Genomic DNA, 11,642 nt, shown 5'->3' on the forward strand with positions numbered 1-11,642 from the left:
GCTTTCGTCGAATGGCAAAGGAAGAGTCGGGCCGCCTTTTTTCGAAGGTGGCCAAGTTTGTCCGCAATCCGCTGAAGGATTGGTCGGAACTGGACGAGCCCGCCCAGTCGGACTCTTCGTTGCCCGAGCAGGCCTACAACAGGGAAATGCTCAAGGAGATGATCGAACGGCGCCAGCGCAACGACTTCGTGCGCCGCCGCGAGTTCGACATGCTGCGCAAGCTGCGCCAGCGCGAGGCTGCAGCCCACGCCTTCGACCCGACCGTCACGCCGTCGTCGTTCAATCTCAACAGCTCTTCGGAAAAGCTCGAAGGCCGCGCGCTCACGCTCAAGAAGATCGACGAGATCGAGCAGCAGATGTCGCAGCAGTGGTGGAAGGGGCGCGGCCCGAACGGCGAGCCGCTGGGCAGTCCGCCGCCCGACGCCGGCGCCGAGACCCTGCCGCCCGTCGGTTCCGACGCGCCCGATACGCAGACCGACCGGCCCGACAGCGTTGGCGCGCCCGTCGCGGCGGCGCCGGCCGGGGAGGCGCCGGCGATGGCCGCGGGCGCGGCGCCAGCGCCCCTGTCGCGGCTGGCGCACGATGGCGCGCTCGAAGAGGCCGTCATCCGATTCGCGCATGGCGACGACACCGGCGCCGAAGCCATCCTGCTGCAGGCCCTGGCCTCCGAGAGCGCCCCCGCCACGGAAGCCGAGGGCAGCCCCGCCGCCGAGCGTGACGACAGCCGCTGGCGTGCCCTGTTCGACCTGTACCGCGCAACCGGCGATGCAGCCAAGTTCGCCGCCGCCCGCATGCGCTATGCGCATCGCATGCGGCGCATGGGGCCCGACTGGGTTTCGTTCGAAGAACTGGCCCGCAGCGTCAAGGCCGTGGCCGCCAGCGAAGAGGCAGGCGCCGTCTCCGAAGCCACCGCGTATGCCGATTGGGTGTCGCCCGCGCACCTGGGGCGCGAAGGCCTGGTGGAGCTCACGCGCGCACTCTCGAAGGCCGGCTCGGTCTGGACGCTCGACTGGCGCGCGCTGAACACCATCGGCGCCGATGCCGCCGCGCCGCTGCGGGTGCTGTTCACCCACTGGGCCGATTCGCCGGTGCAACTGCGCTTCATGGGCTCCGCCCAGTTGCTGGCGGTGCTGTCCGAGGCCGCGCCCAACAATGACCGCAGCACCGAAGACGTCTGGTGGCAGCTGCACCTCGCGGCGCTGCGCATGATGCACCTGCCCGACGACTTCGAGCTGGTGGCGCTCAACTACTGCATCACCTACGAGGTGTCGCCGCCCTCCTGGCAAGACCCGCGCGGTGAATGCGCCTCGCTGGCCGCGCCGCCGGCGAGCCGCCCCAGCTCGGTGTGGTCGCTGCTGTCGGTCGGGGGCGATTCCGAGAGCTTTCCGTCCACCGACAGCGGTTTCGCCGCGCTGGCGGGCGACCTGCGGGGCGAGTCCCTGTCGAGCTGGGAGCGGCTCGACAACGACCTGCGCCACACCTCGGCGCCCGTCATTTCCTGTGCCGCGCTGCTGCGCATGGACCTGGCCGCCGCCGGCGCGCTGCTGAGCTGGGTGCGCACGCGCGACGCCAACGGCGAACGCGTGCAGTTCGTCGATGCGCACCGGCTCGTCGCCGCGCTGTTCACGCTGGTAGGCATTACCGATCACGCCACGGTCGCGGTTAGGAAAAACTAAGGCGCCGGGCGGCCTTGCCGCGGGTTGCATTGCCTCTTGCCATCCCCAGATGGCTTCGATGGAACAGTTTCACGGCACCACCATCGTGAGCGTGCGCCGCAAGACCCCCCAAGGCGACCAGGTCGCCATCGGCGGGGACGGGCAGGTCACTCTCGGCAATATCGTCATCAAGGGCACGGCGCGCAAGGTGCGCCGGCTTTATCACGGCAAGGTGCTGGCGGGCTTTGCCGGCGCCACCGCCGACGCCTTCACGCTCTTCGAGCGCTTCGAGGCCAAGCTCGAAAAGCACCAGGGCCACCTGACCCGCGCGGCCGTCGAGCTCACCAAGGACTGGCGCACCGACCGCGTGCTGCGCAAGCTCGAGGCCATGCTGGCCGTGGCCGACGCCACCACCTCTCTCATCATCACCGGCAACGGCGACGTTCTGGAGCCCGAGGACGGCGTGATCGCCATCGGTTCCGGCGGCGCGTATGCCCAGTCGGCGGCCAAGGCGCTGATCGAGAACACCGAGCTTTCGGCCGAGCAGATCGTGCGCAAATCGCTGGCGATCGCCGGAGAAATCTGCATTTACACGAACATGAACCACACCGTGGAAGCGCTCTGACCATGTCCATGACCCCCCAGGAAATCGTCTCCGAGCTCGACAACCACATCGTCGGCCAGCCGGCCGCCAAGCGCGCGGTGGCCATCGCCCTGCGCAACCGCTGGCGCCGCCAGCAGGTCGACGACAAGCTGCGCCACGAGATCACGCCCAAGAACATCCTCATGATCGGCCCCACGGGCGTGGGCAAGACCGAGATCGCGCGCCGCCTTGCGCGGCTGGCCGATGCGCCCTTCATCAAGGTCGAGGCCACCAAGTTCACCGAGGTGGGCTACGTGGGCAAGGACGTCGATTCCATCATCCGCGACCTCGCCGAGATCGCCGTCAAGCAGACGCGCGAATCCGAGAGCGCCAAGGTGCGCGTGCGTGCCGAGGATGCCGCCGAGGAGCGCATCCTCGACGTGCTGCTGCCCCCGGCGCGCGGCGCCGACGGCACGACCCCGGCGCTCGACGCTCCCAATCCCACGCGCCAGGCCTTCCGCAAGAAGCTGCGCGAGCACCAGCTCGACGACAAGGAGATCGAGCTCGATCTCGCGGAGACCCGCACGCCGCTTGAAATCATGGGCCCGGCCGGCATGGAGGAAATGACCGAGCAGCTGCGCGGCATGTTCGGCCAGCTGGGGCAGGGCAAGCGCAAGACCCGCAAGCTCAAGATCGGCGAGGCGATGCGCCTGCTGATCGACGAAGAAGCCGCCAAGCTGGTCAACGAGGACGAGATCCGCACACAGGCGATCGCCAATGCGGAGCAGAACGGCATCGTCTTCATCGACGAGATCGACAAGGTCGCCACGCGCAGCGAAGCGCAGGGCTCCGACGTGTCGCGCCAGGGCGTGCAGCGCGACCTGCTGCCGCTGGTGGAGGGCACGGCCGTCACCACCAAGTACGGCGTGGTGCGCACCGACCACATGCTGTTCATCGCGAGCGGCGCTTTCCACCTGAGCAAGCCGAGCGACCTGATCCCGGAGCTGCAGGGTCGCTTTCCCATTCGCGTCGAGCTGCAGTCGCTCTCGGTGTCGGACTTCGAGAGCATCCTCACGCAGACCCGCGCGTCGCTCGTGAAGCAGTACCAGGCGCTGCTCGCCACCGAAGGCGTGACGCTCGACTTCACCCCTGAGGGCGTGAACCGGCTGGCCACCATCGCCTTCGAGGTGAACGAGCGTACCGAGAACATCGGCGCACGCCGCCTGTCGACGGTGATGGAGCGCCTGCTGGATGAGGTAAGCTTCGACGCGACCCGCCTCGAAGGCCAGTCGATCCGCATCGATGCCGCCTATGTCGACCAGCGCCTCGCGGCACTAAGTCACGACGAAGATCTTTCGCGCTTCATCCTCTGAAGCCGCCCTTTGGTTCCCCCTGTAACGGGGGAATCCTTCACGCATCACTTTCACTGCGTGGGCTAAGTACTTAATTCTCAACGAAATTCACCGATTCCACGGATTTGGAATCGGTGCTAAGTCGTTGATTCCATTACAAAAAATACCCCGAACGGCCAGTTGCGTCCGAAGTGTTTCCTGCTACAGTGCAAAAAAGTGCAGTTAAGTGGGAAAAAGTGCGGGTAGTGCCCCCTTCGGGTGCCGCAGCACTCCCAACACAGGGGTTTCGTGGTCGTGTTTCAAGGCGCTTCATCGCTCAGTCTGGATGCCAAGGGGCGGCTCTCCGTGCCGACCCGGCATCGTGACGTCCTGAGCGCCACGGCAGGCGGCCAGCTCACGATCACCAAGCATCCGCACGGATGCCTGATGGTGTTCCCCCGTCCCGAATGGGAAAAATTCCGCGAGCGCATCGCCGCGCTGCCGATGTCGGCGCAGTGGTGGAAGCGTGTCTTCCTGGGCAACGCCATGGACGTCGAGATGGACGGCACCGGCCGCATCCTGGTGTCGCCCGAGCTGCGCGCGGCCACCGGCATCACGCGCGAGACGCTGCTGCTGGGCATGGGCAACCACTTCGAACTCTGGGACAAGGCCACGTACGAGGCCAAGGAGGCCGAGGCCACCCAGGGCGAGATGCCGGATGTGTTTCAGGACTTCGCGTTCTGAGGATTCACGTGACTACCCCATGGACCCATACGACCGTCTTGCTGAACGAAGCGGTGGAAGCCCTTCTTTCCGGCAGCACGGCGGCAACCGGCACCTACGTGGACGCCACCTTCGGGCGGGGAGGGCATGCGCGTGCAATCCTCTCCAGGCTGGCGCCGGAAGGCAGGCTGATCGCATTCGACAAGGATGCGGAAGCAGTGGCCGAAGCAGCGCGCATCTCCGATGCGCGTTTTTCTATCCGCCACCAGGGATTCCGCTCGCTGGGCGAACTGCCCGACGCGAGCGTCGACGGCTTGCTGATGGACCTGGGCGTGAGCTCGCCCCAGATCGACAACCCGGTGCGAGGTTTCAGTTTTCGTTTCGACGGCCCGCTCGACATGCGCATGGACACCACGCGCGGCGAGAGCGTGGCCGAGTGGCTGGCAACGGCCGAACTCCAGCAGATTGCAGAGGTGATCCGTGACTATGGCGAAGAACGGTTTGCTGTTCAGATTGCAAAGGCGATTGTTGCTCGCCGACAAGAACGGGGCCCAATTTCAACCACCACCGAACTGGCCGAGCTCGTGGCTGGCACGGTCAAAACCCGCGAGCAGGGCCAGAACCCTGCAACGCGCACATTTCAGGCTTTTCGGATTTTCATCAACGCCGAGCTTGAAGAGCTGCAACAGGCGCTAGAAGCGAGCCTTTCCGTGCTGAAGCCCGGCGGCCGGCTGGCGGTGATCAGCTTCCACTCGCTGGAAGACCGCATCGTCAAGCAGTTCATCGCCAAGCACTCGAAGGAGATCTACGACCGCCGCGCGCCCTTCGCCGCCCCCAAGGTGATGAAGCTGAACGCGCTCGAGCGCATCAAGCCGTCCCAGGCCGAGGTGAGCGGCAACCCGCGCTCGCGCAGCGCCATCCTGCGCGTGGCCGAACGCACGGAGGCTGCATGAGCGCCGCCCGGCCGCCCGAAGGCGCTCGCCCCCTCGCTCGCGAGGGGGAAGGCGCAGCCACGCAGTGGCGCAGCCTGGGGGAGCTTCTTTAACCATGGCCCGTATCAATCTGCTGCTGCTGCTGGCTGTGATTGCCACGGCGCTGTACCTCGTTCACACGCAGTACCAGTCGCGTCAGCTCTACACCGAGCTCGACCGCGTGCAGCAGGAAGCCCGCCGCTTGGAGCTGGACCGGGACCGCCTGCAGGTCGAGAAGCGCGCACAGGCCACGCCGCTGCGCGTCGAGAAGCTTGCCAAGGAGCAGTTGCAGATGCGCACCACCTCCCCGGCCATCACGCAGTACGTGCGGCCCGACGGCTCGGTGATCCCGGCCGTGGCGCCGCTGCCGCCGGCCACGCCCGCGGGCGCCAAGCCGGCCGCCAAGCCCGCCACCGCAGCGAGGGCCGCACGATGACCCGGGGCAACCGCAGCGTGCGCTACACCACCAGCCCCTTGCTCGCGAGCAAGACGCCGGTCTGGCGCAGCAAGTTCATCGTGGCCGGCATCGCCTTCGGCTTCGTCATGCTGGCCGCCCGCGCCGCGTACGTGCAGGTGTTCAACAACAGCTTCTTCCAGCGCCAGGGCGAAGTGCGCTTCGCGCGCACGCTCGAGATGCCGGCCAACCGCGGCCGCATCCTCGACCGCAACGGCCTCATCCTCGCGTCCAGCGTGGTGGCGCCCAGCATCTGGGCCATTCCCGAAGACATCGAGCGCGACGACCCCGAGGTGCGCGCCAAGCTCAAGCAGGTGGCCAAGCTGCTCGAGATGCCGCAGAAGGATTTCGACAAGAAGCTCGAGGACGAGGACAAGACCTTCGTCTGGGTGAAGCGCCAGGTCGACGAACCCATCGCCAAGCAGATCGCCGCGATGAACATCAAGGGCCTCTACCAGCGCAAGGAATACAAGCGCCAGTACCCCGAGGGCGAGGCCGCCGCGCACGTGGTGGGCTTCACCAACGTGGAAGACAGCGGCCAGGAAGGCATCGAGCTCGCGTTCAACAAGGAACTGGCGGGCAAGGCCGGCTCGCGCCGCGTCATCAAGGACCGCCTGGGCCGCGTGGTCGAGGGCGTGGGCGAACTGGTGCCGCCGCTCGACGGCCAGGACATCCAGCTCAGCGTCGACAGCAAGGTGCAGTTCTTCGCCTACCAGAAGCTGCGCGACGCCGTGATCGCGCGCAAGGCCAAGGCCGGCAGCGTGGTGGTGCTCGACTCCACCACCGGCGAGGTGCTGGCGCTGGCCAACTACCCGAGCTACGTGCCCGACAAGCGCCAGAACCTCACCGGCGAGCAGCTGCGCAACCGCGCGCTCACCGACACCTTCGAGCCCGGCTCGACCATGAAGCCCATCACGGTCGGCATGGCCCTGGAAGCCGGCCGCGTGAAGCCGTCGACGGTGATCGACACCGCGCCCGGGCGCTACCAGATCGGCGGCTTCACCATCAGCGACACCCACAACTACGGCGCGCTGACGGTCGAGGGCGTGATCCAGAAGTCGAGCAACGTGGGCGCGCTCAAGATCGCCCAGAAGATGACGCCGCACGAGATGTGGGACACCTACACCGCGCTCGGCTACGGCCAGAAGCCGCAGATCCAGTTCCCCGGCGCGGTGACGGGCCGCCTGCGCCCGTGGAAGACCTGGAAGCCGGTCGAGCAGGCCACCATGGCCTACGGCTACGGCCTGTCGGCTTCGCTGTTCCAGATGGCGCATTCGTACACCTCGTTCGCGCACGACGGCTCGCTCATTCCGGTCACCATCCTCAAGAACTCCGAGCCGCCGGCCGGCGTGCGGGTGTTCTCGCCGTCGAACGCGCTGGCCGTTCGCAAGATGCTGCAGATGGCCGCCGGCCCCGGCGGCACCGGCACGCGCGCGCAGACGGTGGGCTACTCGGTCGGCGGCAAGTCGGGCACGGCCCACAAGCAGGTCGGCAAGGGCTACGCCAGCAACAAATACCGTGCGTGGTTCACCGGCATGGCGCCGATAGAGAAGCCGCGCATCATCGTCGCCGTGATGATCGACGAGCCCAGCGATGGCCAGTATTTCGGCGGCCTGGCAGCGGCTCCCGTGTTCAGCGAAGTCGTGCAGCAGACCCTGCGCATGATGAACGTACCGCCCGACCTGGCGGTCAAACCGCTTGTGATGACGCAGGGCGTCGACGAGAGTTTCTGAACATGCTGACCTTCACTTCCCCCCAACTGGTGGCCGCCTGGCTGAAGGAGCGTGCACCGCAGGGCGCGATGCATGCCGACAGCCGTGCCGTGGGCGCGGGCGACATCTTCGTCGCCTGGCCCGGCGCCGCCACCGACGGCCGCAAGCACGTGGCGTCCGCGCTGGCGCAGGGCGCCGCGGTCTGCCTGGTCGAGCACGAGGGCGTCGAGCCCTTCGGTTTCGATGGCGATGAACGCATCGTGAGCTACCCCGGCCTCAAGGCCGCCACCGGCCCGATCGCCTCGGCCTTCTACGACAACCCCTCGGCCTTGCTCGACGTGCTGGCCGTGACCGGCACCAACGGCAAGACCTCCACCGCCTGGTGGCTGGCCGAATCGCTCTCCACGCTGCGGGCGGCGGGCGGCGTGCGCGCCATGAAGCCCGACGGCACCATGCAGCGCGACGCGCCATCGCCCTGCGCGGTGATGGGCACGCTCGGCATCGGCGTGCCGCCCGAGCTGACCTACACCGGCCTGACCACGCCCGACCCGGTGATGATGCAGCGCGAGCTGCGCGCGCTGGTCGAGCGCGGCTTCGGCGCCTGCGCCATCGAGGCCTCGTCCATCGGCATCGCCGAGCGCCGGCTCGACGGCGCGCGGATCGCGGTGGCCGTGTTCACCAACTTCACGCAGGACCACCTCGACTACCACGGCAGCATGGACGCCTACTGGCAGGCCAAGGCCGAGCTGTTCCGCTGGCCGGGCCTGCGCGCGGCGGTGATCAACATCGACGACACGCACGGCGCCAGCCTGTGCGCGAACCTGATCGACGCCGGCATCGGCGCGCTCGACGTCTGGACCGTCTCGGCCGGCGGCAAGCCGGCGCGCCTGGTGGCGCGCGACATCGGCTACGACGCGCAGGGCCTGCAGTTCTCGGTGGCCGAGCACGGCACCGACGCCGTCGAGCGCCTGTCGACCGGCCTGATCGGCCAGTACAACGTGGCCAACCTGCTCGGCGTGCTCGGCACCCTGCGCGCGCTGGGCCTCACGCTGGCGCAGGCCGTGGCCGCCTGCGCCAACCTCACCAGCGTGCCGGGCCGCATGGACCGCGCCGGCACCGGCGAAGGCGCGCCGCTGGCCGTGGTCGACTACGCGCACACGCCCGACGCGCTGGACAAGGCCCTGACCGGCCTGCGCCCGCTGGCAAAGCAGCGCGGCGGTGCGCTGTGGTGCCTGTTCGGCTGCGGCGGCGACCGCGACCCGATCAAGCGCCCGATGATGGCCGCCGTCGCCGAGCGCCAGGCCGACCGCGTGATCGTCACCAGCGACAACCCGCGCAGCGAAAAGCCCGACGCCATCATCAGCCAGGTGCTGCTCGGTTTCTCGCGCCCTGAAGGAGCGCAGGTGCAGCCGGACCGCGCCATCGCCATCGCCGACGCGATCGCACAGGCCGCCCCGCAGGACGTGGTGCTGATCGCCGGCAAGGGCCACGAGGCATGGCAGGAAATCGCCGGGCAGCGCATCGAGTTCTCCGACAAGGCGCATGCGCTGCAGGCGCTGGCAGAGCGAGGTGGCGCATGACCGACACCACGCCGCTCGGCATCACGCTGGCACAGGTGCAGCAATGGATTCCCGGCGCGCGCCTGGTGGGCGACGCCTCGACCGGCATCGCCCGCGTGCACACCGACACCCGCACGCTCGCGGCCGGCGACCTGTTCGTCGCGCTCAAGGGCGAGCGCTTCGACGCCAACGAATTCCTCGCCGAGGCGAAGAAGCAGGGCGCCGTCGCCGCCATCGCCCACCACGGCCTCGAGGCCGCGGGGCTGGCCGGCCTGGAGGTGCCCGACACGCTGGCAGCGCTGGGCGCGCTCGGCGCTGGCTGGCGTGCACAGTTCGACCTGCCGCTGATCGCCGTGACCGGCAGCAACGGCAAGACCACGGTCACGCAGATGATCGCGGCCATCCTGTTCGCCTTCCGGGCCGAACGCGCGCTGGCCACGGCCGGCAACTTCAACAACGAGATCGGCGTGCCGCTCACGCTGCTGCGCCTGCGCGCGCAGCACCAGCGCGCGGTGCTCGAACTGGGCATGAACCATCCGGGCGAGATCGCGCGGCTGGCCGCCATTTCGCGCCCGACCATCGCGCTGGTCAACAACGCGCAGCGCGAGCACCAGGAATTCATGGCCACCGTCGAGGCGGTGGCCATCGAGAACGCCTCGGTGTTCGCGGTGCTGCCCGACGACGGCACGGCCGTCTTCCCGCACGGCGACGCCTTCACCTCGCTGTGGACCGACATGGCGCACGCCGGCGGCTCGCGCCGCTGCATGACCTTCGGCGAATCGGAAGACGCCGACATCTCGCTCGACAGCGCCGAATGGAAGCAGGGCGCCTGGGCCGTGCGCATCCGCACGCCCATCGGCGGCTTCGACGCGCGCCTGCACATCGCGGGCCGCCACAACGTCGTCAACGCGCTCGCGGCCACGGCCTGCGCGCTCGCGGCCGGCGTGTCCACCGACATCATCGCCGCGGGCCTGAGCGCCTTCGAGCCGGTCAAGGGCCGTTCGCGCGCCAGCGAGATCGTGGTGGACGGCGGCCGCGCGGTCACGCTGGTCGACGACAGCTACAACGCCAATCCCGATTCCGTGATTGCCGCCATCGACGTGCTCGCCGCCCTGCCGGGCCCGCGCCTGCTGGTGCTCGGCGACATGGCCGAGGTGGGCGAGCGCTCGACCGAGTTCCACGCCGAGGTCGGCGACTGGGCGCGCCAGCGCGGCATCGAGGCCGTCTACACCCTCGGCAGCGCCACGGCCCACACCGTCGCCGCGTTCCGGGGCGATGCCGACGGCCGTCATTTCAACGAGTTCGACGCGCTCGGCGCCGCCGTGCTCGCCCGGCTGCCGCATGTCGGCAGCGTGCTCGTCAAGGGCTCGCGCTCCATGAAGATGGAACGCGTGGTCCAGGCCATCGCGGCCCAGGCACGACAACCACAACAACAAAAGGAGGCCGGTCATGACGCATGAGCCGCGCGAAACCACATGCTGATGACCCTGGCCCAATGGCTGCAGACGCTCTCACCCGAGTTCGGGTTCCTGCGCGTTTTCCAGTACCTGACTTTCCGCGCGCTGATGGCCGCGCTGACCGCGCTGGTGGTCGGCCTGGTGGCGGGGCCGTACGTCATTCGCCGCCTGGCCGCGCTCAAGATCGGCCAGCCGGTGCGCGGCTACGGCATGGAAACGCACCTGACCAAGAGCGGCACGCCGACCATGGGCGGCGTGCTCGTGCTGTTCTCCATCGCGCTGTCGACGCTGCTGTGGTTCGACGTGTCGAACCGCTTCGTGTGGATCGTGCTGTGGGTCACGATGGGCTTCGGCGCCATCGGCTGGGTCGACGACTGGCGCAAGGTGGTGCGCAAGGACCCGGAAGGCATGCGCTCGCGCGAGAAGTATTTCTGGCAGTCGGTGGTCGGCCTGCTCGCCGGCTTCTACCTGCTGTTCAGCATTTCGGAAAGCTCCAACTGGCGCGTGCTGCAGCTGTTCTTCGCGTGGGTGCAGTCGGGCTTCGACCTCAGCTTCCCGCCCAAGATCAACCTGCTGGTGCCTTTCTTCAAGGAAGTGAGCTATCCGCTGGGCGGCATCGGCTTCGTGGTGTTGACCTACCTGGTGATCGTGGGCGCGAGCAACGCGGTGAACCTGACCGACGGCCTCGACGGCCTGGCCATCATGCCGGTGGTGATGGTCGGCTCGGCGCTGGGCGTGTTCGCCTATGTGACGGGCAGCGCGGTGTATTCCAAGTACCTGCTGTTCCCCAACATCCCGGGCTCCGGCGAACTGCTGGTGTTCTGTTCCGCCATGGCGGGCGCGGGGCTCGCGTTCCTGTGGTTCAACACGCACCCGGCGCAGGTCTTCATGGGCGACGTGGGCGCGCTGGCGCTCGGCGGCGCGCTGGGCACCATCGCGGTCATCGTGCGCCAGGAGATCGTGTTCTTCATCATGGGCGGCATCTTCGTGGTCGAGGCGATCTCGGTGATGGCGCAGGTGATGTACTTCAAGTACACCAAGAAGCGCTACGGCGAAGGCCGGCGCGTGCTGAAGATGGCGCCGCTGCACCACCACTTCGAGAAGAGCGGCTGGCGCGAGACGCAGGTCGTGGTGCGCTTCTGGATCATCACGATGCTGCTGTGCCTCGTGGGCCTTTCGACGCTGAAGCTGCGGTAA

At 68.1% G+C, this 11,642-nt stretch carries 10 protein-coding genes; all 10 read left to right on the forward strand.

Annotated features, from left to right (window positions below):
* Nucleotides 1-11 precede the first annotated feature (11 nt).
* Complete coding sequence (locus tag QRN67_RS19675) at nucleotides 12-1,676, forward strand: STAS domain-containing protein (protein WP_285413206.1); 1,665 nt, start codon at nucleotides 12-14, stop codon at nucleotides 1,674-1,676.
* A 58-nt stretch (nucleotides 1,677-1,734) separates the two neighbouring features.
* The gene (gene hslV / locus QRN67_RS19680) at nucleotides 1,735-2,280 is read left to right on the forward strand and encodes an ATP-dependent protease subunit HslV (RefSeq protein WP_007832466.1); all 546 of its coding nucleotides are present in this window, start codon (nucleotides 1,735-1,737) and stop codon (nucleotides 2,278-2,280) included.
* Between the two features lie 2 nt (nucleotides 2,281-2,282).
* A complete protein-coding gene (hslU, locus tag QRN67_RS19685; protein WP_081270171.1) occupies nucleotides 2,283-3,611 on the forward strand; it encodes an ATP-dependent protease ATPase subunit HslU in 1,329 nt (442 codons plus the stop codon).
* A 273-nt stretch (nucleotides 3,612-3,884) separates the two neighbouring features.
* Nucleotides 3,885-4,313 carry a division/cell wall cluster transcriptional repressor MraZ gene (mraZ, locus tag QRN67_RS19690; RefSeq protein WP_081270207.1) on the forward strand — a complete coding sequence of 143 codons (429 nt, stop codon included), beginning with the start codon at nucleotides 3,885-3,887 and terminating at the stop codon, nucleotides 4,311-4,313.
* A gap of 8 nt (nucleotides 4,314-4,321) precedes the next feature.
* On the forward strand, nucleotides 4,322-5,245 hold the full coding sequence (rsmH, locus tag QRN67_RS19695; protein WP_285413207.1) for a 16S rRNA (cytosine(1402)-N(4))-methyltransferase RsmH: 924 nt from the start codon (nucleotides 4,322-4,324) through the stop codon (nucleotides 5,243-5,245).
* Nucleotides 5,246-5,339: 94 nt separating this feature from the next.
* Complete coding sequence (gene ftsL / locus QRN67_RS19700; RefSeq protein ID WP_106935707.1) at nucleotides 5,340-5,699, forward strand: cell division protein FtsL; 360 nt, start codon at nucleotides 5,340-5,342, stop codon at nucleotides 5,697-5,699.
* A complete protein-coding gene (locus tag QRN67_RS19705) occupies nucleotides 5,696-7,450 on the forward strand; it encodes a peptidoglycan D,D-transpeptidase FtsI family protein (protein WP_081270174.1) in 1,755 nt (584 codons plus the stop codon). Before ftsL ends, QRN67_RS19705 begins: the two co-directional genes overlap by 4 nt.
* A 2-nt stretch (nucleotides 7,451-7,452) precedes the next feature.
* Nucleotides 7,453-9,009: a UDP-N-acetylmuramoyl-L-alanyl-D-glutamate--2,6-diaminopimelate ligase gene (locus QRN67_RS19710; protein ID WP_285413208.1), complete on the forward strand. Its 1,557-nt coding sequence runs from the start codon at nucleotides 7,453-7,455 to the stop codon at nucleotides 9,007-9,009.
* Complete coding sequence (locus QRN67_RS19715; protein ID WP_285413209.1) at nucleotides 9,006-10,448, forward strand: UDP-N-acetylmuramoyl-tripeptide--D-alanyl-D-alanine ligase; 1,443 nt, start codon at nucleotides 9,006-9,008, stop codon at nucleotides 10,446-10,448. Before QRN67_RS19710 ends, QRN67_RS19715 begins: the two co-directional genes overlap by 4 nt.
* A gap of 15 nt (nucleotides 10,449-10,463) precedes the next feature.
* A complete protein-coding gene (mraY, locus tag QRN67_RS19720) occupies nucleotides 10,464-11,642 on the forward strand; it encodes a phospho-N-acetylmuramoyl-pentapeptide-transferase (RefSeq protein ID WP_081270177.1) in 1,179 nt (392 codons plus the stop codon).

The organism is Variovorax sp. efr-133-TYG-130 (assembly GCF_030208835.1).
Taxonomy (GTDB): domain Bacteria; phylum Pseudomonadota; class Gammaproteobacteria; order Burkholderiales; family Burkholderiaceae_C; genus Variovorax.

Bases quoted from the DNA above. Each gene is read 5' to 3' on its own strand.
- QRN67_RS19705 (WP_081270174.1), top strand. From the start codon at position 5,696: ATGACCCGGGGCAACCGCAGCGTGCGCTACACCACCAGCCCCTTGCTC.
- QRN67_RS19675 (WP_285413206.1), top strand. From the start codon at position 12: ATGGCAAAGGAAGAGTCGGGCCGCCTTTTTTCGAAGGTGGCCAAGTTT.
- hslU (WP_081270171.1), top strand. From the start codon at position 2,283: ATGTCCATGACCCCCCAGGAAATCGTCTCCGAGCTCGACAACCACATC.
- hslV (WP_007832466.1), top strand. From the start codon at position 1,735: ATGGAACAGTTTCACGGCACCACCATCGTGAGCGTGCGCCGCAAGACC.
- QRN67_RS19715 (WP_285413209.1), top strand. From the start codon at position 9,006: ATGACCGACACCACGCCGCTCGGCATCACGCTGGCACAGGTGCAGCAA.
- QRN67_RS19710 (WP_285413208.1), top strand. From the start codon at position 7,453: ATGCTGACCTTCACTTCCCCCCAACTGGTGGCCGCCTGGCTGAAGGAG.
- ftsL (WP_106935707.1), top strand. From the start codon at position 5,340: ATGGCCCGTATCAATCTGCTGCTGCTGCTGGCTGTGATTGCCACGGCG.
- mraY (WP_081270177.1), top strand. From the start codon at position 10,464: ATGCTGATGACCCTGGCCCAATGGCTGCAGACGCTCTCACCCGAGTTC.